Below are 23,533 nucleotides of genomic sequence, written 5' to 3' on the forward strand. Positions count from 1 at the left end.
TCCCTCTTACCGTGTCTCGACCTTCTCGGGCGTGATCACTTCGATCTTCGGTGGTGCCGTGAAGCACTTGACCGCCACGCGGCCGAACGTCTTCATGTGCTCCATGCCACGATGCGGCACCAGCGCCTCGGCGTTCTCCCACTGCTCGACGAACACCATCTTGGCAGGGTCGGTGACGCTCTCGTGCAGATCATAGGCGATATTGCCGGGCTCTTTCCGCGTCTCCTTGATGCAGGCGGTGGCGGCTGCAATGAATTCGGCGCGCGTCTCGGGCTTGATGGTCAAGGTGGCAACGACGTAGATCACGAGAAATCCTCCCGGCTTTTCTTCTGAGGTTCAATACCGGGCCGGACATTAGACCAGGCGGGATCGAACGCAAAACCGTAAAAGCCGTCCCCGGACATGCCCTCGGGACATAATCCCGGGACATGCGTTGAGGCGCTATTTCAGTACATGAAATATCGCTGCGCCATGGGCAGCACCTCGGCGGGTGCGCAAGTGAGCAATTCGCCGTCCGCGCGGACCTCATAGGTCTCCGGATCGACCTCGATATTGGGCGTGGCGTCGTTGTGGATCATGCTCTTCTTCGAGATCTTGCCGCGGGTGTTCTGCACGGCATAGAGCTTCTTCTCGATGCCGAGTTTTCGCGCGAGACCGCCGGTGATCGCGGCCTTCGAGGTGAACACCACGGACGATGCCGTGCGCGCCTTGCCGAAAGCGCCGAACATCGGCTGGTAATGCACCGGCTGCGGCGTCGGGATCGAGGCGTTGGGATCGCCCATCGGAGCTGCGACGATGGTGCCGCCCTTGACGATGCAATCCGGCTTGACGCCGAAGAAGGCCGGCGACCACAGCACGAGATCGGCAAGCTTGCCCTTCTCGACCGAGCCGATCAGTTTCGACACGCCGTGCGCGATCGCGGGGTTGATGGTGTATTTGGCGATATAGCGCTTGACGCGAAAATTGTCGTTGTCCTTGCCCTTGTCCTGCGGCAGTGACCCGCGCTGCTTCTTCATCTTGTCGGCGGTCTGCCAGGTCCGGATGATGACCTCGCCGAGCCGGCCCATCGCCTGCGAGTCCGAGGACATCATCGAGAGCGCGCCGAGATCGTGCAGGATGTCTTCGGCCGCGATGGTCTCTTTCCGGATGCGGCTTTCCGCGAACGCCAGATCTTCCGCGATCGAGGGATCGAGGTGGTGGCACACCATCAGCATGTCCAGATGCTCGTCGATGGTGTTGCGGGTGAAGGGCCGCGTCGGGTTGGTCGAGGACGGCAGCACGTTCTTGAGCCCTGCGACCTTGATGATATCTGGGGCGTGACCACCGCCGGCGCCCTCGGTGTGGAAGGCATGGATGGTGCGGCCCTTGAACGCCTTGATCGTGTCCTCGACGAAGCCGGATTCGTTCAGCGTGTCGGTGTGGATCATCACCTGGATGTCATGAGCATCGGCCACCGACAGGCAGTTGTCGATCGCAGCCGGCGTGGTGCCCCAATCCTCGTGCAGCTTCAGCGCGCAAGCGCCGCCCTTGATCATCTCGACCAGCGCGGCGGGCCGTGAGGCGTTGCCCTTGCCGGAGATGCCGAGATTGACCGGGAAGGCGTCGAACGACTGAATCATCCGCCCCATGTGCCACGGGCCCGGCGTGCAGGTGGTCGCGAAGGTGCCGTGCGATGGGCCGGTGCCGCCGCCCAGCATCGAAGTAACGCCGCTCATCAGCGCGTGCTCGATCTGCTGCGGGCAGATGAAATGGATGTGACTGTCGAAGCCGCCTGCGGTGAGGATTTTTCCTTCGCCCGCGATCACGTCGGTGCCGGGACCGATGATGATGGTGACGCCAGGCTGGATGTCGGGATTGCCGGCCTTGCCGATGCCGGCGATCATGCCGTCCTTGATCGCGACGTCGGCCTTGACGATGCCCCAGTGATCCACGATCAGCGCATTGGTGATGACGGTGTCGGCCGCGCCCTGCTTGTTGGTGACCTGCGACTGTCCCATGCCGTCGCGGATCACCTTGCCGCCGCCGAACTTCACCTCCTCGCCGTAGGTGGTGAAGTCCTTCTCGACCTCGATGATGAGGTCGGTGTCGGCGAGCCTGACCTTGTCGCCGGTGGTCGGGCCGAACATGTCGGCATAGACGGAACGTTTGATTTTCGCGCTCACGGAAAGCTCCTTGCAAGCTTGACGGTATCGTCGAACACCCGGTCGAGTTCAGCGATGCCGCCGCGGCAACCCGCGACGACTTTCTCGGCCCAGTCGACGTAATCGGTGAGATCCGCATGTTGGTCCGGTGTCGGATCAGAATGAATGCGGGCGCGGATATTGCTGATCTTGTCCGCAATTTTTATCAGCTTTGCGCCAGCAGATTTCTTCGGTGCATCGACAATTTGCAGACGCCGCCGCTCTGCCTTGGGAAGGCTCATGTCGTCGGTGCATTCGACGACGAGGGAGGCAACACGTTCCGAGAATTTCTGCGCCAGCTCCTCGCGCGTGGTGTCGGTGTCCTCGATGGTGTCATGCAGCCAGCCGGCCGCGACCAGTTCGGCATCGGCGCCGTCAGTCGCGGTCGCCAGCAGGTTCGCGACCTCGGCGAGATGATTGACGTAAGGCTCGCTCCCCCGCCCCTTGCGCGCCATGCCGTTGTGCCGGCGCGCGGCCAGCTCAGCAGCTTCGGAGATGAGGCGGAGAGCGGAGAGCATGCCTATGCCTCCTCGGCGCCATCGAACCCACCGCTCTCACCGTTCCCTCCCCCCTTGCGGGGGAGGGTCAGGGAGGGGGGTGCTCCGGGCTCCGCTGCCTGAAGGATCGCGAGAGCCACACCCTCCAGATTCTTCATCACATCGTCATTGGTGAAGCGCAGCACGCGATAGCCGCGAGACGCGAACCACTCGTCGCGTTGTGCGTCCTTACGAAGACGCTCCTCGAAATCGTGGCTTTCGCCATCGACCTCAACAACAAGCTTGCAGGAATGCGCGACGAAATCCGCAATGTAGTAGCCCATGGGAGCTTGTCGGCGGAAACTTAGGCGAGCAAGACGATGAGCTTTGAGGTAACGCCACAACAACGTCTCGGCACGGGTCATCTCGCGCCTCAATCGTTTGGCGCGGGTTCTTTGTAACGGAGAGACCTCGTCGTGCGGCATACCCCTCTCCCCTGCCCTCCCCCGCAAGGGGGGAGGGAGCCCGACCATTGTGCTCACCTCACTGTGGATCACGCCGCGCGCCTCAGCTTACAATCACAGCTTGCCCTGCACCTCGCCGCGAAAGCCGTAGATCGTCTTCTTCCCTGCCACCGCGACGAGCTGGACATCACGGGTCTGGCCGGGCTCGAAGCGGACCGCGGTGCCGGCGGCGATGTCGAGGCGCATGCCGCGGGACTTCTTGCGGTCGAATTTCAGCGCCGGGTTGGTCTCGAAGAAATGATAGTGCGAGCCGACCTGGATCGGGCGGTCGCCGGTGTTGGCGACCGTCAGCGTCACCGTCTTACGGCCGGCATTGAGTTCGATCTCGCCGTCCTGGATGAAGAGTTCACCGGGGATCATGCTTCTCGCTCCTACCTGATCGGCTCATGGACGGTGACGAGCTTGGTGCCGTCCGGAAAAGTCGCCTCGACCTGGATGTCGTGGATCATCTCAGGGATTCCCGGCATCACCTGATCGCGGGTCAAAACCTGAGCGCCGGATTGCATCAGCTCGGCGACGGTGCGGCCGTCGCGCGCGCCTTCGAGGATGAAATCGGAGATGATCGCGATCGCCTCGGGATGGTTGAGCTTGACGCCGCGGTCCAGCCTGCGGCGGGCCACGATGGCCGCCATCGAGATCAGAAGCTTGTCCTTTTCGCGGGGAGACAGGTTCATGAAGAATCTCTTCCGTTCAACACGTCAATTCGGCCGGTCAGTTCAGCCAGAGTCGCGGCAGCGCCGCACCAGTGCGCGCCAGCACAGCCATCATGTCGGCGCGCAAGCGCGCCGCATCTTGGGCACAGAACCGCGCCATTGCAAAGCCATTCCACGCCGAGATTCCGACCTCGCCGGAGAATGAGTCCGAGGCTTCGCGGATGCGCTCGACCAGGGCCTCGTCGCCGGGCACGATCAGCGCCGTGCCGATCGCGGCACCGTCTTTGGCGACGGCGGATCGCCCAAGTTTTGCGCCGATATTGCCGTCGAGCCTGATGGTCTCGGCGAACACCAGCCTGCCACCACGCCGTAGCCGCCAGCGGTCGACAAACTCGCCCTGCTCCATCCGCTCGCCCATGGCCGTGCGGCCGAACACCACGATTTCGCAAAGCAAAAGCGAGGCCGCATCATCGAGCGCGATATCGAAGCGGCGATGGACCCGGGCGCGATCGAACAGGATCGTCTCCTGGGGCAGCCAGGACAGGTGCGCGCCTGCGGCGACGTTCAAGGAAATACTGAGCTGCGCTGCCGCCCCGGGCGCACGATAGACCTTCTCGGCCGCAGCCGTGGTCATCGTCAGGCGCGAGCTTTGGCCCGCCGCGATGTCGATCTCGAAACTGTCGCCGCCGGCGACGCCGCCTGCCGTGTTGACGAACACGCCGGAGAGCCCCTCGCCTTCCGGCGAGGGAAAGCGCACGCGCAGCGAGCCGGATTCATGCAGGACGCCGCGCCGTGTCACGCCGTCACGCGCATGGACGTCGAAGCGCACCGCGCCGCGGGCACGGTTCGCCTCGAAAACCCCTGACGTGACCGAAACGTCGCTGCGCATCCGCCTCCCCCAGCCGGTCGCGGCAGAACGGCTTACAGCGCCATCTGGCGGCTAATCTCGCTCGCGTCCAAATTGGCGCGATCGCAGGTGAATTTCACCGCGCCGCGATCCATCACGGCAAAACTGTCGCCGAGTTCGCAGGCAAAGTCGAGATATTGTTCGACCAGCACGATGGCGATGTTGCCGAGGTTGCGCAAATAGGAGATGGCGCGGCCGATGTCCTTGATGATCGAAGGCTGGATGCCCTCGGTCGGCTCGTCAAGGAGCAGCAATTTCGGCCGCATCACCAGCGCGCGACCGATCGCGAGTTGCTGCTGCTGGCCGCCGGAGAGATCGCCACCGCGCCGGCCGAGCATGGATTGCAGCACCGGAAACAGCGAGAACACGTCGTCCGGAATATGCTTGTCCTCGCGCTTGAGCGGGCCGAAGCCGGTCTTGAGGTTCTCCTCGACCGTCAGCAGCGGGAAGATCTCGCGGCCCTGCGGCACGAAGCCGATGCCCTTGCGCGCCCGCTCATAGGGCTTCAGGCCGGTGATGTCGCTGCCGTCGAGCACGATCGCGCCCGACGAAATCGGATATTGCCCGACCATGGCGCGCAAGAGCGAGGTCTTGCCGACGCCGTTGCGCCCGAGCACGCAGGTCACCTTGCCCGGCTCGGCCGAGATCGAGACGCCGCGCAGCGCCTGCGCCGCGCCGTAGAACAGATTGATATCCTTGACCTCAAGCATCGCTCAGCGTCCCAGATAGACTTCAATGACCCGCTCGTTGGACGAGACCTGGTCGATGGTTCCTTCGGCCAGCACGGTGCCTTCGTGCAGACAGGTGACCTTGACGCCGAGCTCGCGCACGAAGGTCATGTCGTGCTCGACCACCATCACCGTGTGCGTCTTGTTGATCTCTTTCAGCAGCTCGGCAGTCAGATGCGTCTCGACGTCGGTCATGCCTGCGACGGGCTCGTCGACGAGGAGCAGTTTTGGGTCCTGCGCCAGCAGCATGCCGATCTCCAGCCACTGCTTCTGGCCGTGACTGAGGCTGCCGGCAAGGCGGTTGCGGGCCTCGGTGAGACGGATCGTCTCCAGCACCTTGTCGATGCGCTCGGACTCCGCCCTGCTGCCACGCCAGAACAGCGTACCCTTGACGCTGTGGTCGACATTGAGCGCGAGCAGGAGATTGTCCTGCACGGTCTGGCTCTCGAACACGGTCGGTTTCTGGAACTTGCGACCGATGCCGAGCTCGGCGATGCGGGTCTCGTCGAGCCGCGTCAAATCGGTGACGCCGTCGAACAGAACCGTGCCCTCGTCGGGCTTGGTCTTGCCGGTGATGATATCCATCATCGTGGTCTTGCCGGCGCCGTTGGGGCCGATGATGGCGCGCATCTCACCGGGCTCGAGCGTCAGCGACAGATTGTTGATGGCATGGAAGCCGTCGAACGAGACGTGCACGCCGTCGAGATAAAGCATCGCGGAGGTTGCGCGGTTGTCCATGACGTTCATTTGCGCCTACTCCGCCATCTTGGGTTCGGTGACGCCGTCCTCGGCCGCAGCGCTCACGGTGGTCGCGGCGTTGCGTTTTTCCTTCGACTGGTCCCACCAGGCGTTGAAGGTGCCGACAATGCCCTTCGGCAGCAGCAGCGTCACCAGGATGAACAATGCGCCCAGCATGAACAGCCAGTACGGCGCCAGCACGCCCGAGGTGAAAAACGTCTTGGCGTAGTTGACGACGACGGCCCCGAGCGCGGCTCCGACCAGCGTGCCGCGGCCGCCGACCGCGACCCAGATCACCGCCTCGATCGAATTGCCGGGCGCGAATTCGCTGGGATTGATGATGCCGACCTGCGGCACGTAGAGCGCGCCGGCGACGCCGGCCATGCAGGCCGACACCGTGAACACGAACAGCTTGTAGGATTCGACGCGGTAGCCGAGGAAGCGCGTGCGCGACTCCGCGTCACGCACCGCGATCAGCACCTTGCCGAGCTTGGAGGAGACGATCGCACGGCAAATCAGGAAGCCTGCGATCAGTGCCAGACAGCTCAGCGCGAACAGCGCCGCGCGGGTGCCCTCCGCCTGCACGTTGAAGCCCAGGATGTCCTTGAAGTCGGTCAGGCCGTTATTGCCGCCGAAGCCGAAGTCGTTGCGGAAGAAGGCGAGCAGCAGCGCATAGGTCATCGCCTGCGTGATGATCGACAGATAGACGCCGGTGACGCGGGAGCGGAACGCGAGCCACCCGAAGCAGAAGGCCAGCAGGCCGGGCACGAGCAGCACCATCAGCGCCGCGAACCAGAACATGTCGAAGCCGTACCAGGTCCAGGGCAGCTTCGAATAGTTCAGGAACACCATGAAGTCGGGCAGGATCGGATTGCCGTAGACGCCGCGGGTGCCGATCTGCCGCATCAGATACATCCCCATCGCGTAGCCGCCGAGCGCGAAGAAGGCGCCGTGGCCGAGCGAGAGAATGCCGCAATAGCCCCAGATCAAATCGATCGAAAGCGCCAGGATCGCGTAGCAGACATATTTGCCCCAGAGTGCGACCAGATAGGTCGGCACCTGCAGGAACGAGCCCGCGGGCAGCAGCAAATTGGAGAGCGGGATGAGGATGCCGCAGGCCGCGACGACGGCAAGGAAGATCGTCGCGCTGCGGTCCAACGATCGCGTCAGCATGTGAGGGGTCATGCTTCCACCGCACGGCCCTTGAGCGCGAACAGGCCGCGCGGGCGCTTTTGAATGAACAGGATGATGAGGACGAGGATGGCGATCTTGCCGAGCACAGCGCCGGCCACCGGCTCCAGGAACTTATTGGCGATGCCGAGCGTGAAGGCGCCGACCAGCGTGCCCCAGAGATTGCCGACGCCGCCGAACACCACGACCATGAAGCTGTCGATGATGTAGCTCTGGCCGAGATTGGGGCTGACATTGTCGATCTGCGACAGTGCCACGCCGGCGATGCCGGCAATGCCCGAGCCGAGCCCGAAGGTCAGCGCGTCGACGCGCGAGGTGGCGATGCCCATCGAGGCCGCCATGCGGCGGTTCTGTGTCACCGCGCGCATCTCGAGGCCGAGCGCGGTGTAGCGCAGCATCGCGAGCAGGATCGCGAACACAGCGAGCGTGAAGACCAGGATCCAGAGCCGATTGTAGGTGATGGTGATCTGGCCGAGCTCGAAGGCGCCGCTCATCCAGGAGGGATTGCCGACCTCGCGGTTGGTCGGGCCGAACATGGTGCGCACCGCCTGCTGCAGCACCAGCGACAGGCCCCAGGTCGCGAGCAAGGTCTCCAGCGGACGCCCGTAAAGGAAACGGATGATGCTGCGCTCGATCAGCACGCCGATCGCGCCGGCGACGACAAAGGCCAGCGGCACGGCGATCAGCAGCGAATAGTCGAACAGGCCGGGATAGCGGGTGCGGATCACCTCCTGCACCACGAAGGTGGTGTAGGCCCCGATCATCACCATCTCGCCATGCGCCATGTTGATCACGCCCATCACACCGAAGGTGATGGCGAGCCCGATCGCGGCGAGCAGCAGCACCGAGCCGAGCGAGAGGCCGTACCAGGCATTCTGCACCATGGACCAGACCGCGAGCGAATTCTGGATCGAGCCGATCGCGCTCGCGGCGGCCTTGGTCACCGAGGCCGGCTGATCGCCCATGCCGGTGAACAGGGCCAGTGCCTCCTGATCGCCGCGCCCCTTGAGGGTGGCGACCGCCTCCAGCTTCTCGACCTCGGTGGCATCAGGCTTGAACAGCAGGATGGCCGCGCGGGCGTCGCCGAGCGCAGCCTTGACGGATCTGTTGGTTTCCTTGGCGAGCGCGCCGTCGACCGCCTCGAGCGCGGTCTCCTCATGCGACTTGAAGACGGATTGCGCCGCCTGGAGCCGCGTCCCGATGTCCGGCGACTGGAGCGTCAGGCTGCCGAGCGCGGCGTCGACGCTGCGGCGGAGGCGGTTGTTGAGGCGGACCGCGCTCGCGCTGTCGGGAACGCTGGCCACCGCCTGGCCTGTCGCGGCGTCGATCGACTTGCCGTCGGCGCCGGTGACGTAAACCTTCTTGCTGTCGAGGTCGACCATCAGGCGGCCGTCCTGAAGCGCACTGATGATGGGGAAAGCCAGCGGATTGCCGCTGCTTGCGACCACGCCGATCGCCTCGTCCGTATCGGAATAATCATCGTTGGCGAATTTGGCGACCGCATCCTCGAACGGACCGGCGAGGGCCGGCAGCGCGAACGCGATCAGGAACAACGAGAGCGCAAGCGAGCAGAGGCGCGCGGACAAATGGGCTGGCACTGTGAATGACCCCGGCAGAAATGAGTGGAGAAGGCGGCGGGATCGCCGCCTTCTCCGGGCGTGCAATGGCGTGTCAGATCCGGATCAGGAGCCCGAACCGAGGCACTTGTTGGTCTTGGTGTTGAAGTTGCCGCACTTCTTGCCGACCCAGTCGCCGACCAGGTCCTTGGAGCCGTCGAGCTCCTTCGACCAGGCATCGCCCGCGACGAGACCCGGGGTCTTCCAGACCACGTCGAACTGGCCGTTGCCCTTGATCTCGCCGATGAACACCGGCTTGGTGATGTGGTGGTTCGGCAGCATCTTCGACACGCCGCCGGTCAGGTTCTTGGCTTCGATGCCCGGGAGAGCGTCGATCACCTTGTCCGGATCGGTCGACTTCACCTTCTCGACCGCCTTGACCCACATGTCGAAGCCGATCACGTGCGCTTCCATCGGATCGTTGGTCACGCGCTTCGGATTCTTGGTGTAGGCCTGCCATGCCTTGATGAACTTCTCGTTCTCCGGCGACTTGATCGACTGGAAGTAGTTCCAGGCGGCAAGATGGCCGACCAGCGGCTTGGTGTCGATGCCGGCGAGCTCTTCTTCACCCACCGAGAACGCGACGACCGGAATGTCCTTCGCCTTGATGCCCTGGTTGCCGAGCTCCTTGTAGAAGGGAACGTTGGCGTCGCCGTTGATGGTCGAGACCACCGCGGTCTTCTTGCCGGCCGAGCCGAACTTCTTGATGTCGGCCACGATCGTCTGCCAGTCGGAGTGACCGAACGGCGTGTAGTTGATCATGATGTCTTCCTGGGCGACACCCTTCGACTTCAGATAGGCTTCCAGGATCTTGTTGGTGGTGCGCGGATAGACGTAGTCGGTGCCCGCAAGCACCCAGCGCTTCACCTTCTCGTCCTTCATCAGGTAATCGACGGCGGGGATCGCCTGCTGGTTCGGCGCCGCACCCGTGTAGAACACGTTGCGCTCGCTCTCCTCACCCTCGTACTGCACGGGGTAGAACAGGATGTTGTTCAGCTCCTTGAAGACGGGAAGCACGGACTTCCGCGACACCGAGGTCCAGCAGCCGAACACGACCGAGACCTTGTCCTTGGTGATCAGCTCGCGCGCCTTTTCGGCGAACAGCGGCCAGTTCGACGCGGGGTCGACGACGACGGCCTCGAGCTTCTTGCCGAGAACGCCGCCCTTCTTGTTCTGCTCGTCGATCAGGAAAAGGATGGTGTCCTTCAGCGTGGTTTCGCTGATGGCCATGGTGCCGGAAAGGGAGTGCAGCACGCCGACCTTGATGGTGTCGTCCGCGGCCTTCGCGCCAGTCAATGAAGCCAGACCCAGCACCAGTCCGGCGGTCGCGGCGAGCACGCCGCGGCGGCTAAATGACGCCGCTATATCGTGAGTGGATTTGCTAAACATGAGTGTCTCATCTCCCTGACGCAGACGTGAAAAACGCTGCGAAACGGCCCCACGGCCGCCTGCGATTAACGGATTCGCAAGAACCATGCCATGGACTGAGCACCCACCAACTAATTGGTTTTGCTGACAAAACCGCTCGAAATCAAAGTGTCCCGACCGGGAACCAGCTCAAATCTTGAGCAATCCAAATGTATGCCAAAGCGGCAGGCTGATTATTTTCTGAGCAAAATAGTCGTTCTGGCTAAATTTCCGGCATAACTATTTCTGCACCGCAATCGCCATTTCGGCAGAGCTTGCCTTGAAAGCGCCCCCTGAATGTTCCATATAAGCAGCCGAGACCTCTTGCGAATCAAGGGGTCGTTGCGAGCCGCGTGTTCTTAAGCCCTTACGGGCCTCTGGCTTGCCCCATATCTCCCAAGCCATCCGACACCCCAAACACGCAGGTGTCTTCTCGACACCCTTTTGCGTGCGCCGCGCTGAATGCGCCGGGCGCCCGCTTTTGACATGGAAAGAACCCCTCTTTTGACTTCGTTTCAGGACTTCGGCCTCGCCGAACCCATCGCGCGCGCTCTTCACGAAGAGAACTACGTCACCCCCACCCCCATCCAGGCCCAGACCATTCCCACGGCGCTGACCGGCCGCGACGTCGTCGGCATCGCCCAGACCGGCACCGGCAAGACCGCGTCCTTCGCGCTGCCGATCCTGCACCGCCTGCTCGAGCATCGTATCAAGCCGCAACCCAAGACCACCCGCGTCCTGGTGTTGTCGCCGACCCGCGAGCTGTCCGGCCAGATCCTCGACAGCTTCAACGCCTATGGCCGCCACATCCGCCTGTCCTCGACGCTCGCCATCGGCGGCGTTCCGATGGGCCGTCAGGTCCGCTCGCTGATGCAGGGCGTCGAAGTGCTGGTCGCCACCCCCGGCCGCCTGCTCGACCTCGTGCAGAGCAACGGGCTGAAACTGTCGAGCGTCGAGTTCCTCGTGCTCGATGAAGCCGACCGCATGCTCGACATGGGCTTCATCAACGACATCCGCAAAATCGTCGCCAAGCTGCCGATCAAGCGGCAGACGCTGTTCTTCTCGGCCACCATGCCGAAGGACATCGCCGAGCTGGCGAACGCGATGCTGCGGGATCCCGCCCGCGTCGCGGTGACCCCGGTCTCCTCGACCGCCGAGCGCATCAATCAACGCATCGTCCAGGTCGATTTCTCCGCCAAGCCCGCCTTCCTGAGCAAGCTTCTGAAGGACGAGCCGGTCAACCGCGCCCTGGTCTTCACCCGCACCAAGCACGGCGCGGACAAGGTGGTGAAGTCGCTCGAGAAGGCCGGCATCCCCGCCAGCGCCATTCACGGCAACAAGTCGCAGAACCATCGCGAACGGACGCTGGCCCAGTTCCGCTCGGGCGAGATCCGCACCCTGGTCGCCACCGACATCGCCGCTCGCGGCATCGACGTCGACGGCATCAGCCACGTCATCAATTTCGACCTGCCCAACGTGCCGGAAACCTACGTCCACCGCATCGGCCGCACCGCGCGCGCCGGCGCCGACGGCACCGCGATCTCGCTGGTCGCAGGCGGCGAGGAACTCGCCTATCTCCGCGACATCGAACGGCTGATCAAGGTGGCACTGCCGCGCGAGGATCTCCGCACCGACGCCGGCCGCCGCGACGCAGGTCCTCCCCCGCCGCAGCAGCGACAGGGCCGGGGCGGCCGCCCAGGCCAGCGTCCGCAGGGCGCTCGGCATGGTGAGGGACGCCACGGTGACGGACGCCGTAGCGACGAACGGCATGCCGACGGCCGCCATCATAGCGCCGGCAAGCAGGGCGATGGACGCCCCGGTGAAGGCCGACATGGCGGCGAAGCGCGACATGCCGACGGGCGGCCCGGCAATGGCCCGAAAGCCTCAAAGGGGTCTCGTCGTCCTCGCTCTGGCGGGAAGACGCATTCTTCTGCAGGCAGTCGTCCCGAACAGCGTTCCGCGCATGGCGCCGGGGCGCCTGATGGGATACAAGGCGTGGCCTTTTTGCGCCGTGAGAGTCGGCCGAATGGCCAACCGAACCGCAAACCCTATTCGCACTAGCCGTCCACGACCTGGAGAAATTCATGGCTAAGGAAGAGCTGATCCAGTTCGAAGGACTGGTCACCGAAATCCTCCCCGACGCACGCTACCGCGTGCAACTCGACGCCGGACACGAGATCGTCGCCTATACCGCCGGCAAGATGAAGAAGAACCGCATCAAGACGCTGGCGGGCGACCGCGTGACGGTGGAGATGTCGCCCTATGACCTCGAGAAGGGCCGGCTGATTTTCCGCCACAAGGACGAGCGTCCCAGCGGGATGGGTGGACCGCCTCGTCCGGGCCAGCGCGGCGGCCAGTTCCGCCGTCGCTAGGCGCCTGCCGGCGCCCGAGCGCGGAAGTAAGATTCCGGCCTTTATGTGGATCCGCCGCGGACGTCGCGGCGGATCAAAAAATCGTGCATGCCCGGATTGTTTTGGGGCCCCAATTCCGATAAAATGAATTTATCGATTTTCGGCCGGACGACATTAGCATCCACCGGTACAGCCGGTTCAGACACGCTGACGACCCTTCCAAAAATTCGATCTAACCGGCCTGCGCAAGCAGGCTCCAACATTGTGTTATCTGAGAAGGGACTATCCCCGTGAGCATGGGAACCGTGAAGTGGTTTAACGCGACCAAAGGCTTCGGCTTCATTCAGCCCGACGATGGCGGCCAGGACGTGTTCGTCCACATCAGCGCTGTGGAGCGTGCGGGCCTCGGCACGCTGCGTGAAGGCCAGAAGCTCTCCTACGAGATCGTGGCCGACCGCCGTTCCGGCAAGTCGGCAGCGGACAACCTCCGCTCCGAAGGCTGAGCCCGCCGGGCGCTTGGCCCGATCGGCTCGCGCAGCCAAAGAAAACAAGAAGGCCGTGCGCAACGCACGGCCTTTTTCATTCTAGCGCCTGCGCACGGATATCAGCACGTCGACGGTACGCCGTTGTAGGGAACGCAGGTGACCTGGCGCGGCCGCGTGTAGGACAGATCGCTCAAGGGGATGCTCGACTTCAACACATGGCCTACGGAAGGCGTGTACGTGTAATTCGCCTCGCTGAGTATGAGGTAGGTCGACGGAATCAAGAGCGTCGAGGGAATCATGGTGGTGACCTTGTCGCCGGCCTTGCGAGCCGAGGTCGCCAGCGTCGCTTGCGTCGCGCCGCTCGCAATGGTGCCGGCCTTGCTCCACTGGACCGTGGCAATGCTGTTGGCATCGATATAGATCTGGGAGACCGTGCCCTTCACCAGACTGGCGTTGTAGGGCATGATGACCGAGATGCTTGCCGTGAACGTATCCTTCATGTCGGCGTCGGCGAGCGTCGTCGACTGCGATGTCAAATCGGACAGAGCCCGCGCGATCAATGTGACTTTGCGATCGATCGCCACGGCCGACGAGAATTCGACGGTGCCGAAGAACATCACCAGCATCAGCGGGACGATGACCGCGAATTCGGTCGCCGCGAGCGCGCGCTTGTCGGCGACGAAGTCGCGCACGGAGCAGCGTGCATTCCGCCAGATATTTGCTATCGCCTGCATCGGTCCGCTCGGATCCATCTGTCTCAGAAGGGTTCGTTCTTGAAGGCCGTGGTCGCCACCATCAGCCGTTTGTTGCTGCACCCGATATTGTAACCGAGGCCGGTGACGATGAGCGGCCACTGATAGAACAGCCGCACCACGACGACCTGGCCGGAGGTCCCGGCACTGTACTGCATGCCGGTCGGGTTGAAATTGCAGGAATCGCCGTAGTTCGTCAGGCTTAGCGCCCCGAACGAGCTGGTGCTCACGACGTCGACGTAGAGCTTGCTGCAATCAAACAGTGCCGGGATCTGCGTGCACACATAGGCCTTGAACGTCGTCTGGTCGCACGCCATGACCACGTTGGGTGTGGTCTGACAGGCCGCCACCGAACCGCCCTGCGCTTGCGCCTGGCCGGTCAGAATCGCGCGCGCGGAATTTTGCGAGATGGTCTCGAGCACCTGGCTCGCGAAGAACATGAGCGCCGTTTCGATGATGGCGAACAGCAGCCCGAAGAACATCGGCGCGACCAGGGCGAACTCGACGGCCGCGGAACCGCGGCGGTTGCCGCAAAACCGGCCCAGCGCTTTCCGGAGTGTGAACCTCGTAGGTGCAGGCGATGGCATCACGTCAAATTCCCCAGCAACGGGCGATCAACTGTCCCGTTCAATAGCGGAAACTGATTGTTTAAGTGTTTCAGGCGATCCGCAGCCGGCGGACCGCGCCATTAAGAACGCGTTAACCAGCCCCGACCCAAGCCCAGGGAAAGCACGGCGCGCGCGCCGAGAGTTCTGCCTGATATCCGCAAAGCGGCGTGGCGGGATGCTGCCGGGGCAGCCCCGCCGATCGGTCCTGCTAGTTGGACTTGGCCGGACCACCGCCGCCGCCACCGCTGGCGCTGGCGCTCAGCGAGCCGGCCTGGCTCATCGTGTTGTTGAAGTAGGTGTCGCTGTCGCCGAGCGTCACGCGACGCTGGCAGAGCGGCACGCAGCTGTAGGACTCGCGCTCGATCCCGCGATAGACGGTGACGAGCCGGTCGCTCGGACCTTCGACCTGGATCTGGCGGTCGACCAGGATCTCGCCGGCCCGGTCGAGCGCGATGAAATTGGTCGCACCATAGCCCTTGCCGGTCACGACGATCATGCCGCCGGGCTGGAGCGTGACGTCGGCGATCAGGGGATTGCCGACCACGATGGTCGCCACCTTGCCGGGCAGCCGCACCAGCTTGGCCTGGTCGACATTGACGGCGATGGTGTCGGCGGTTGGGTCGGCAAGGCCGGCAGCCGGCGATGCCAGCACCGCGGCCGCAACCAGAAGACAGACGCGCGCACGACGGCGCAGCAGTTCTTTACGCATACTCTTACCCCCGGGACGTCACAAACCGGCAGAAGCGAACAGATAACAGCGGAGCCGGTGCCCGACCCCGCTAACCTGCCCTTAATTTGTGAACGTTCCGCAAACTCGCCGACTATTGTTTGAACAGACTGGCGTTTTACCGCCTTCGAGGCTAGCGGCGGAACGGATAGGCGAACTGACCCGCGATCTCCTTCGGCATGGTCGCTTCGTCCTTGCCGTAATCCTGCGGCAGTTCACCCTCGGGCATGCGGAAGGTGCCGAACAGAACATCCCAGATCGGGAACGTGCCGGCAAAATTGGTGTCGCCGCCCTGCTCGAGCGAGGTGTGGTGCCAGCGGTGGAACACCGGCGTCGCCAGCAAATATCTGAACGGCCCGAAGCTCCAGTTCAGGTTGGCGTGCACGAAGGCCGAATGGAAGGTCGTGAACGGGGCGAGCCAGACCATCGCGTTCGGGGAAATGCCGGCCATCAGCAGCACGACGTCGACGCCGATCGAGCCGAGCACGAGATTGACGGGATGGAAGCGGGCCGCCGAAATCCAGCTTATCTCCTCCGAGGAGTGATGGATCGCGTGGTACTTCCAGAACCCGCCGCCGTGGAACAGCCGGTGCAGCCAGTACAGCATGAAGTCGGACAGGACCAGGAACAGCACGGCCTGGACCCAGAGCGGCATTAACGACAGCGGACCGTGGCCGTTGTCGTAGAAGGCGATGAGTTCGTCTGCGTCGTGGATGTTGAAGACGAGGCTCGCGCCGACGATCAGAAGTCCGATCCGCATGGTGCGGGCGAACACCGGAACGAAGAACCAGTAGCAGATGTCGGTGACGATCTCGCGCTTGCGCCACCACGGCGCGCCGGCATTGCAGGCCCAGAAATGTTCGAGCACGGTGAAGACCGCCGCGAGCGCGAAGGTGATGGGGATCACCTTGACGATGGTCTCGCCGAGCATCAGGGCGACTTGCATGGGCAGGCTCGACATCGTCGCCTCTCTTGCGAATTCCAGTCTGTTACGCCTACGCCGCGAAATTTAAGGGAGCGTGAAGCCGGCGCCGCGCTGACGGTACTTCCGGGACCGGAATGAATTACGGGCGCCGCCTTAAGACGAAATTCACTCTGGGCCAAAGCATCGCGCCGCAAGCGGGTTTGCCCGATCGAATTAACTCTACCGAAAGAGCTCGGCTCTCATGGTCATCGCGTCAAAGACGGCGCCGAACGAGGCGATCCCACCCCAGATGGAGTTATGTTCATGAAGAACTTGATTGCACGTTTCGCGAAGGATGAATCCGGCGCCACCGCTATCGAATACGGTCTGATCGCCGCCGGCATCGCGCTGGCCATCATCACCGTCGTCAACAATCTCGGCACCACGCTGAACACCAAGTTCACCGCGATCTCGACCGGCCTCAAGTAAAGCCGGACGAACGACGGCAAAAGCCCCGGACCTCCGGGGCCTTTGTTTATCTGAAGACGGCGAGTTCCAGTGGCGTTGCGTAAGTACAGAACCGATGCCGCGATCGCGGCGAATGACACAGCGGCGGCACAAGCCGGCTCGCCGGTCTATTGGGTCTGCCTTGCGCTGCTGCTTGCGACGGCCGCGCTCGCCGTGCGCATTGCCAGCCTCTGGTGACGACGCGGTCTGCGGCTTCAGCCTCCCGCGCCCCTTGCTGCCGTTGTCGGTTTGTTTAGCACTGCCGGCTAGCATCGCCCGACGCCAGCTCCCGCGGCAAACCCAGGCCTCAAGACGCAGCCCATGATCCTCGACCTTGCGCGCCTTCTGCTCTTCCCGGCCTTGATGGCGTTCGCTGCCGCGAGCGATCTCTTCACGATGACGATCTCGAACCGCGTGTCGCTGGCGCTGGTCGCCGGCTTCTTCGCGCTTGCCTTCGCCGGTGGCATGGCACCTTACGAGATGCTCAGTCATGTCGGCGCCGGCGCGCTTCTCCTAGTCATCGCCTTCACCTGCTTTGCGTTGGGCTGGGTCGGCGGCGGCGACGCCAAGGTCGCGGCCTCCGTCGCGCTCTGGTTCGGCTTCGCTCAGCTGATGAACTTCCTGCTCTACGCTTCGCTGTTCGGCGGGGCGCTGACGCTGCTCCTGCTCCAGTTCCGGCAATGGCCGCTGCCCTACGGGCTGGCGGGTCAGGCCTGGCTCGCCCGGCTGCACGCCAAGGAGAGCGGCATCCCCTACGGCATCGCGCTCGCACTGAGTGCGCTGATGGTCTACCCGGAGACCGAATGGGTGAAGGCGATTGATCTCGCTCACCTCGCGCTGCGCTGAACGCATTGGGTCAACCCGGCGTTAAGGCGATTTAGATACGCCTCATTAACCATGCTTTGACGAATAGCTGGTCAACTGCCGATCAAGGCGGCGGCAGCGTCGCGGCGTTTTGTTTGGAAAGTGAAGCGTATGAATAGGGCACGCATTGTCGTCCTGACGGTCGCCATCTGCGCCGGCGGTGTCGCCGCGTACCTGGCGAGCGGCTCGGACAATTCTGCGCCGCCCCCGGCCCCGGTCGCGCAGCTTCCGACCGTCGACGTCCTCGTGGCCAAGAACGACATCGGCCTCGGCCAGACCGTGAAGCCGGAAGATTTGCAATGGCAGACCTGGCCGGCCGCGACAGCCAGCGCCACCTTCATCCGCCGCAACGAGCGTCCCGAGGGCGTGACCCAGGTGACCGGTTCGATCGCGCGCGCGCCTTTCATTCAGGGTGAGCCGATCCGCGACCAGAAGCTGGTCAAGGCCGAGGGCTCCGGATTCATGGCGGCCATCCTGCCCAGCGGCATGCGGGCCATCTCGACCGAAATCTCGCCGGAGACCGGCGCAGGCGGCTTCATCCTGCCCAATGATCGCGTCGACGTCCTCCTCACGCGCCGCCTCAAGAACCCGGACCAGGCCGCCGGGGGCCAGGACGTCGTCACATCCGAGATCATCCTGGTCAATGTGCGCGTCCTCGCCATCGACCAGGCTCCGAAGGAGAAGGACGGCCAGAACGCCGTGGTCGGCAAGACCGTGACGTTAGAACTCACTTCCGCACAGACCCAGGCGCTTTCCTCTGCCCGTCAGGCCGGAACGCTCTCGCTGGCGCTGCGCAGCATTGCCGACGTCAAGATGAGCGAGATCACGCTCGACGAATCCGCCCAGAAGCGCGACGGCATCTCGATCATTCGCTACGGCATTCCGAGCTCGACGGCGAAAGCACGATGAGGACAGGCGACATGAAATGCAGGGCAGACCTGGCGACGATGCGAACCTCCATGGTCCGCGCCCTGTCGTTTTCGGCCGCCTTCGCGCTGGCATTCAACCCGGTGCTGACCCCCGTGGTTGCCGCCGACTATCGCCCCGCCGCGCCGGTGGCTGCCGACGGTCAGATGAACGCCCGCTTCCTCTCGCTCGGTGTCGGCAAGTCCATCGTGATCGACCTGCCGCGCGACATCAAGGACGTGCTGGTCGCTGACCCCAAGATCGCCAATGCGGTGGTCCGCTCGGCGCAGCGCGCCTACATCATCGGCGCCGCGATCGGCCAGACCAACATCGTGTTCTTCGATTCTGCAGGCCAGCAGATCGCGGCCTATGACATCGCGGTCAAGCGCGACCTCAACGGTGTACGGGCCGCGCTGAAGCAGGTCCTGCCCAATTCAGACATCCAGATCGACGGGCTCGGCGACGGCATCGTCCTGACCGGCACCGCGGCGAACCCGATGGAGGCGCAGCAGGCCAACGATCTCGCCGCGCGCCTGGCCGGCGGCGCCGACAAGGTGGTGAACTCGATCGTGGTGCGCGGCCGCGACCAGGTCATGCTCAAGGTGACGGTGGCGGAAGTCCAGCGCACCATCGTCAAGCAGCTCGGCATCGACCTGAGCGCCAACCTCAACTATGGCACGTCGGTGGTGAGCTTCACCAACTCCAATCCGTTCACGGCTCTCGGCAAGAACCTCGTGGACGGCAACAACCTGACGACGAAGTTCGGCGGCGCGACGTCGGTGCAGGCCACCCTGCGCGCGATGGAAACCGCGGGCGTGATCCGCACGCTGGCCGAACCGAACCTGACCGCGATCTCCGGTGAATCGGCGACGTTCATCGCCGGCGGCGAATTCCCGGTCCCGGCAGGCTATGCGTGCGACCCCACCACGCATGTCTGTACCACCCAGATCAGCTTCAAGAAGTTCGGCATCTCGCTCAACTTTACCCCCGTGGTGCTGAGCGAAGGCAAGATCAGCCTGCGCGTGATGACCGAAGTCTCCGAGCTCTCGAACGAGAATGCGATCACCCTGTCGCAGGCCGTGACATCGACGTCGGTGAACTCGCTGACGGTGCCCTCGATCAGAACCCGCCGCGCCGAGACCTCGCTGGAAATTCCCTCCGGCGGCGCGATGGCGATGGCCGGCCTGATTCAGCAGCAGACCAAGCAGGCCATCAGCGGACTGCCGGGACTGATGCAGCTTCCGATCCTCGGCACGCTGTTCCGCAGCCGCGACTTCGTCAACAACGCGACCGAGCTGGTCGTGATCGTGACCCCCTATGTCGTTCGCGCGGTGGCGCCCAAGGACCTGTCGCGGCCGGATGACGGCTTCGCCCCGCCTGCGGATCCACAGGCCCAGCTGCTCGGCAACATCAACCGTATCTACGGCGTGCCCGGCCGGACCGAACCGGCCAAGAACTACCGCGGCACCTACGGCTTCATCACCGACTGAGGCGGAACGGGGACTTCACGATGATCACAAGACCACCCCAGCTTCGCAAACGCGCCATCCTGCTCGGTGGTGCGCTCGTCGCCATGGCGCTCGCGCTCGGCGGCTGCCAGCATGACCAGGCCGTCACGGCCTCCATTCCGGACGACTACAAGCAGCGCCATCCGATCGCGATCGAAGAGCAGAATCGTTCGATCGTCGTTTTCGTCGGCCATGCCCGCGGCGGATTGACCGCTGCCCAGCGCGCGGACGTGATGGGTGTCGCATCGGCATGGTTGCACGAAGGCACGGGCGCCATCCGTATCGACGTGCCGTCCGGCACGCCGAATGCGCGTCCGGTCGCGGACACGATGCGTGAAATCCAGGCAATGCTGGCGGGAGCAGGCGTTCCGCCGCGCGGCGTCAACGTTCGCCCCTACCAGCCGGACGACAAGCGGTTCCTGCCGCCGATCCGGCTGACTTATTCCAAGATCGCCGCGGTCGCCGGTCCCTGCGGCCTGTGGCCGGACGACATCGGCCCTTCGATGAAGAACAAGAGCTGGTTCGAGAACAAAGACTACTACAATTACGGCTGCGCCTATCAACGCAACCTCGCGGCGATGGTCGACAATCCGTCGGACCTCGAGCAGCCGCGGCCAGAAACTCCATCCTACACGCAGCGGCGCATCAACTCTCTCGAGAAGTACCGCAAGGGTCTCACGACGGCGACCGCCTATCCCGAGGCCGACAAGGCCAAACTCAGCGACACCGGCAAATGATCAGCTACGCTCGCCAGACACACGAAGAGCAGCAGGACGCAGTTCCTCCGCCGGTCGAGGAACATATTGCGCCCGCGCCGCGCGTCTCGGTCCAGGCCTTCTGCGAGACCGTGGAGACTGCTGCCGCGGTCCAGGCGGCCGGCGAAGACCGCCGTCTCGGCAAGGCCCACCTGAAGATCCAGATGGGCGGCATGGCCGCTGCAACCGAGGCCTACCGCTCGGCGCCGACGCCGAACGTCATCGTGCTCGAAAGCGACGGACGCAACGACCTGCTGGGCGGGCTCGACCAGCTCGCCACCGTCTGCGACGCCGGCACCCGCGTGGTCGTGATCGGCCGCATCAACGACGTCACACTCTATCGTGAGCTGGTGCGCCGCGGTGTCAGCGACTACGTGCTCGCGCCGGTCGGCGCGATCGACGTCGTGCGCTCGATCTGCAACCTGTTCTCCGCGCCGGAAGCCAAGGCGGTCGGCCGCATCATCGCCGTGGTCGGCGCCAAGGGCGGCGTCGGGGCCTCCACCATCTCCCACAACGTCGCCTGGGCGATCGCGCGCGACCTCGCAATGGACGCCGTCGTCGCCGATCTCGACCTCGCCTTCGGTACCGCAGGGCTCGACTACAACCAGGACCCGCCGCAGGGCATTGCCGACGCCGTGTTCTCGCCCGATCGCGTCGACACCGCCTTCATCGACCGTCTGCTGTCGAAATGCACCGACCATCTCAGCCTGCTGGCGGCGCCGGCGACGCTCGACCGGGTCTATGATTTCGGTACCGACGCCTTCGACGCCGTGTTCGACACGCTGCGCTCCACCATGCCCTGCATCGTGCTCGACATTCCGCACCAATGGTCGGGCTGGACCAAGCGCGCCCTGATCGGAGCGGACGACATCCTGATCGTGGCTGCGCCCGACCTCGCCAATTTGCGCAATGCCAAGAACCTGTTCGATCTGTTGAAGGCCGCGCGCCCCAACGACCGGCCACCGCTCTACTGCCTGAACCAGGTCGGCGTGCCGAAACGCCCCGAAATCGCCGCCGCGGAGTTCGCCAAGGCGATCGAGAGCCAGCCGATCGTCTCGATCCCGTTCGAGCCGCAGATTTTCGGCTCGGCTGCGAACAACGGCCAGATGATCGCGGAGATCTCCGGCAACCACAAGTCGATCGAGATGTTCCTCCAGATCGCCCAGCGCCTGACCGGCCGCAGCGAGACCAAGAAGCAAAAGTCGTCCCTGCTTTCACCCCTGATTGACAAGTTGCGGGGAAAATAAGCCGCCGCATGGAGTTGTTAAGTGTTCGGTAAGCGTAGCGGAACAGACACCGACCTTCGGGCGCCCAAGCCCGGCGCCGTGTCGCCCGAGCCTGCCCAGGCTCCGGCGCCGACGGTGTCGCGCGCCCCGCCTCCGCCGGCCATCGCCTCGCCGCCGCTCGCTCCAGCCAAGGCGCCGCCGCCTCCGGCCATGGAGAGCCGGCGGTCGGACAACTATTACGAGGTCAAGGCGACCATCTTCGGCGCGCTGATCGAGGCGATCGACCTCGCCCAGCTCGCCAAGCTCGATTCGGAGTCCGCGCGCGAGGAAATCCGCGACATCGTCAACGAGATCATCGCGATCAAGAACATCGTGATGTCGATCGCCGAGCAGGAGGAACTGCTCGACGACATCTGCAACGACGTTCTCGGCTACGGCCCGCTCGAGCCGCTGCTGTCGCGCGACGACATCGCCGACATCATGGTGAACGGCGCCAACACCGTCTACATCGAAGTCGCCGGCAAGATCCAGCGCACGGGAATTCGCTTCCGCGACAACCAGCAGCTCCTCAACATCTGCCAGCGCATCGTCAGCCAGGTCGGCCGGCGAGTCGACGAATCCTCGCCGATCTGCGACGCGCGCCTTGCCGACGGCTCCCGCGTCAACGCCATCGTGCCGCCGCTGTCGATCGACGGCCCCACGCTCACCATCCGCAAATTCAAGAAGGACAAGCTGACGCTCGATCAGCTGGTCAAGTTCGGCGCGATCTCGCCGGAGGGCGCTGAGATCCTCCAGATCATCGGCCGCGTCCGCTGCAACGTGCTGATCTCAGGCGGTACCGGCTCCGGTAAGACCACGCTGCTCAACTGCCTGACCAATTACATCGAGCATGACGAGCGCGTCATCACCTGCGAGGACGCCGCCGAGCTCCAGCTCCAGCAGCCTCACGTGGTGCGGCTGGAAACCCGACCGCCCAACATCGAGGGCGAGGGCCAGATCACCATGCGCGAGCTGGTGCGCAACTGCCTTCGTATGCGCCCCGAGCGCATCATCGTCGGCGAGGTTCGCGGACCCGAGGCGTTCGACCTGCTCCAGGCCATGAACACCGGCCATGACGGCTCGATGGGCACGCTGCACGCCAACAACCCGCGCGAAGCGCTGTCGCGCTGCGAATCCATGATCACGATGGGAGGCTTCTCGCTTCCCTCACGCACCATCCGCGAGATGATCTGCGCCTCGATCGACGTCATCGTCCAGGCCGCGCGCCTGCGCGACGGCTCGCGCCGCATCACCCACATCACCGAGGTGATGGGCATGGAAGGCGACACCATCATCACCCAGGACATCTTCCTCTACGACATGGTCGGCGAGGACGCCAACGGCAAGATCATCGGCCGGCACCGCTCGACCGGCATCGGCCGTCCGAAGTTCTGGGAACGCGCCCGCTATTACGGCGACGAGAAACGCCTTGCCGCTGCGCTGGACGCGGCGGAAGTCGCGCCGCAGACGTGAGCAGGTCA

The 23,533-nt window shown here is 64.0% G+C and carries 27 protein-coding genes; 11 read left to right on the plus strand and 16 right to left on the minus strand.

The genetic code is table 11. The annotated features are described in order from the left end of the window. Positions 1–6: 6 nt before the first annotated feature. The 12 genes from AABA86_RS02705 to urtA form a co-directional block, all read right to left on the minus strand. On the minus strand, positions 7–306 hold the full coding sequence (locus AABA86_RS02705) for a putative quinol monooxygenase (RefSeq protein ID WP_018318764.1): 300 nt from the start codon (positions 304–306) through the stop codon (positions 7–9). Between the two features lie 140 nt (positions 307–446). Continuing rightward, the gene (gene ureC / locus AABA86_RS02710; protein WP_338305654.1) at positions 447–2,162 is read right to left on the minus strand and encodes an urease subunit alpha; all 1,716 of its coding nucleotides are present in this window, start codon (positions 2,160–2,162) and stop codon (positions 447–449) included. After that, a complete protein-coding gene (locus AABA86_RS02715) occupies positions 2,159–2,698 on the minus strand; it encodes an HD domain-containing protein (RefSeq protein WP_338305655.1) in 540 nt (179 codons plus the stop codon). The genes ureC and AABA86_RS02715 overlap by 4 nt, the downstream gene beginning before the upstream one ends. A gap of 2 nt (positions 2,699–2,700) precedes the next feature. Beyond that, positions 2,701–3,141: an endonuclease domain-containing protein gene (locus tag AABA86_RS02720; protein WP_338305656.1), complete on the minus strand. Its 441-nt coding sequence runs from the start codon at positions 3,139–3,141 to the stop codon at positions 2,701–2,703. A gap of 93 nt (positions 3,142–3,234) precedes the next feature. Then, on the minus strand, positions 3,235–3,540 hold the full coding sequence (locus AABA86_RS02725; protein ID WP_212245524.1) for an urease subunit beta: 306 nt from the start codon (positions 3,538–3,540) through the stop codon (positions 3,235–3,237). 11 nt (positions 3,541–3,551) lie between these two features. Continuing rightward, positions 3,552–3,854, minus strand: coding sequence for an urease subunit gamma (locus AABA86_RS02730; RefSeq protein WP_007605424.1), 303 nt, complete (start codon positions 3,852–3,854; stop codon positions 3,552–3,554). 37 nt (positions 3,855–3,891) lie between these two features. Continuing rightward, the gene (locus AABA86_RS02735) at positions 3,892–4,722 is read right to left on the minus strand and encodes an urease accessory protein UreD (protein ID WP_338305657.1); all 831 of its coding nucleotides are present in this window, start codon (positions 4,720–4,722) and stop codon (positions 3,892–3,894) included. 32 nt (positions 4,723–4,754) lie between these two features. Further along, a complete protein-coding gene (gene urtE / locus AABA86_RS02740; RefSeq protein ID WP_018318770.1) occupies positions 4,755–5,450 on the minus strand; it encodes an urea ABC transporter ATP-binding subunit UrtE in 696 nt (231 codons plus the stop codon). A 3-nt stretch (positions 5,451–5,453) separates the two neighbouring features. Continuing rightward, the gene (gene urtD, locus AABA86_RS02745; protein ID WP_212245528.1) at positions 5,454–6,215 is read right to left on the minus strand and encodes an urea ABC transporter ATP-binding protein UrtD; all 762 of its coding nucleotides are present in this window, start codon (positions 6,213–6,215) and stop codon (positions 5,454–5,456) included. 6 nt (positions 6,216–6,221) lie between these two features. Further along, entirely contained in the window at positions 6,222–7,391 is a 1,170-nt protein-coding gene (urtC, locus tag AABA86_RS02750; RefSeq protein ID WP_028142090.1) for an urea ABC transporter permease subunit UrtC, read from the minus strand. Further along, positions 7,388–8,995 (minus strand): urea ABC transporter permease subunit UrtB, encoded by a 1,608-nt coding sequence (gene urtB / locus AABA86_RS02755; protein WP_212245530.1) that lies wholly within the window; start codon positions 8,993–8,995, stop codon positions 7,388–7,390. The genes urtC and urtB overlap by 4 nt, the downstream gene beginning before the upstream one ends. An 84-nt stretch (positions 8,996–9,079) precedes the next feature. After that, the gene (gene urtA, locus AABA86_RS02760; RefSeq protein ID WP_026202068.1) at positions 9,080–10,402 is read right to left on the minus strand and encodes an urea ABC transporter substrate-binding protein; all 1,323 of its coding nucleotides are present in this window, start codon (positions 10,400–10,402) and stop codon (positions 9,080–9,082) included. A 480-nt stretch (positions 10,403–10,882) separates the two neighbouring features. On the opposite strand from urtA, the gene AABA86_RS02765 reads away from it, so the two are divergent. From AABA86_RS02765 to AABA86_RS02775, 3 genes are all read left to right on the plus strand, one after another. Next, complete coding sequence (locus AABA86_RS02765) at positions 10,883–12,481, plus strand: DEAD/DEAH box helicase (protein WP_212245544.1); 1,599 nt, start codon at positions 10,883–10,885, stop codon at positions 12,479–12,481. A 23-nt stretch (positions 12,482–12,504) separates the two neighbouring features. Then, entirely contained in the window at positions 12,505–12,792 is a 288-nt protein-coding gene (gene infA, locus AABA86_RS02770; protein WP_007599789.1) for a translation initiation factor IF-1, read from the plus strand. Between the two features lie 269 nt (positions 12,793–13,061). Next, positions 13,062–13,274 (plus strand): cold-shock protein, encoded by a 213-nt coding sequence (locus AABA86_RS02775; protein ID WP_028142093.1) that lies wholly within the window; start codon positions 13,062–13,064, stop codon positions 13,272–13,274. A gap of 101 nt (positions 13,275–13,375) precedes the next feature. Here the strand turns inward: AABA86_RS02775 and AABA86_RS02780 are convergent, their stop codons facing one another. The 4 genes from AABA86_RS02780 to AABA86_RS02795 all read right to left on the minus strand — a co-directional run bounded on the left by AABA86_RS02780 (position 13,376) and on the right by AABA86_RS02795 (position 16,304). Continuing rightward, the gene (locus tag AABA86_RS02780; RefSeq protein WP_338305658.1) at positions 13,376–13,990 is read right to left on the minus strand and encodes a TadE/TadG family type IV pilus assembly protein; all 615 of its coding nucleotides are present in this window, start codon (positions 13,988–13,990) and stop codon (positions 13,376–13,378) included. Between the two features lie 23 nt (positions 13,991–14,013). Then, positions 14,014–14,595, minus strand: a complete 582-nt coding sequence (locus AABA86_RS02785; protein WP_038950038.1) for a TadE/TadG family type IV pilus assembly protein — start codon at positions 14,593–14,595, stop codon at positions 14,014–14,016. 229 nt (positions 14,596–14,824) lie between these two features. After that, the gene (locus tag AABA86_RS02790; RefSeq protein ID WP_091955944.1) at positions 14,825–15,325 is read right to left on the minus strand and encodes a pilus assembly protein N-terminal domain-containing protein; all 501 of its coding nucleotides are present in this window, start codon (positions 15,323–15,325) and stop codon (positions 14,825–14,827) included. A 151-nt stretch (positions 15,326–15,476) separates the two neighbouring features. Then, positions 15,477–16,304, minus strand: coding sequence for a sterol desaturase family protein (locus AABA86_RS02795; RefSeq protein ID WP_212245548.1), 828 nt, complete (start codon positions 16,302–16,304; stop codon positions 15,477–15,479). A gap of 267 nt (positions 16,305–16,571) precedes the next feature. Between AABA86_RS02795 and AABA86_RS02800 the strand changes: the two genes are divergently transcribed. The 8 genes from AABA86_RS02800 to AABA86_RS02835 all read left to right on the plus strand — a co-directional run bounded on the left by AABA86_RS02800 (position 16,572) and on the right by AABA86_RS02835 (position 23,525). After that, positions 16,572–16,736 carry a Flp family type IVb pilin gene (locus tag AABA86_RS02800; protein WP_094977073.1) on the plus strand — a complete coding sequence of 55 codons (165 nt, stop codon included), beginning with the start codon at positions 16,572–16,574 and terminating at the stop codon, positions 16,734–16,736. Between the two features lie 75 nt (positions 16,737–16,811). After that, positions 16,812–16,952, plus strand: coding sequence for a hypothetical protein (locus tag AABA86_RS02805; RefSeq protein ID WP_212246237.1), 141 nt, complete (start codon positions 16,812–16,814; stop codon positions 16,950–16,952). A 123-nt stretch (positions 16,953–17,075) separates the two neighbouring features. Next, the gene (locus AABA86_RS02810; RefSeq protein WP_212245550.1) at positions 17,076–17,600 is read left to right on the plus strand and encodes an A24 family peptidase; all 525 of its coding nucleotides are present in this window, start codon (positions 17,076–17,078) and stop codon (positions 17,598–17,600) included. A gap of 129 nt (positions 17,601–17,729) precedes the next feature. Beyond that, positions 17,730–18,527, plus strand: coding sequence for a Flp pilus assembly protein CpaB (gene cpaB, locus AABA86_RS02815; protein ID WP_212245551.1), 798 nt, complete (start codon positions 17,730–17,732; stop codon positions 18,525–18,527). Positions 18,528–18,538: 11 nt separating this feature from the next. After that, positions 18,539–20,014, plus strand: coding sequence for a type II and III secretion system protein family protein (locus AABA86_RS02820; protein ID WP_212245553.1), 1,476 nt, complete (start codon positions 18,539–18,541; stop codon positions 20,012–20,014). A 20-nt stretch (positions 20,015–20,034) separates the two neighbouring features. After that, on the plus strand, positions 20,035–20,769 hold the full coding sequence (locus AABA86_RS02825) for a CpaD family pilus assembly protein (protein ID WP_338305660.1): 735 nt from the start codon (positions 20,035–20,037) through the stop codon (positions 20,767–20,769). Continuing rightward, positions 20,766–22,034 carry an AAA family ATPase gene (locus AABA86_RS02830; RefSeq protein WP_212245557.1) on the plus strand — a complete coding sequence of 423 codons (1,269 nt, stop codon included), beginning with the start codon at positions 20,766–20,768 and terminating at the stop codon, positions 22,032–22,034. Before AABA86_RS02825 ends, AABA86_RS02830 begins: the two co-directional genes overlap by 4 nt. Before the next feature lie 21 nt (positions 22,035–22,055). After that, positions 22,056–23,525 (plus strand): CpaF family protein, encoded by a 1,470-nt coding sequence (locus AABA86_RS02835; RefSeq protein ID WP_212245559.1) that lies wholly within the window; start codon positions 22,056–22,058, stop codon positions 23,523–23,525. The last annotated feature ends 8 nt before the right edge of the window (positions 23,526–23,533 follow it).

Source organism: Bradyrhizobium sp. TM233 (assembly GCF_036247965.1).
GTDB classification, from domain to species: domain Bacteria; phylum Pseudomonadota; class Alphaproteobacteria; order Rhizobiales; family Xanthobacteraceae; genus Bradyrhizobium; species Bradyrhizobium ottawaense.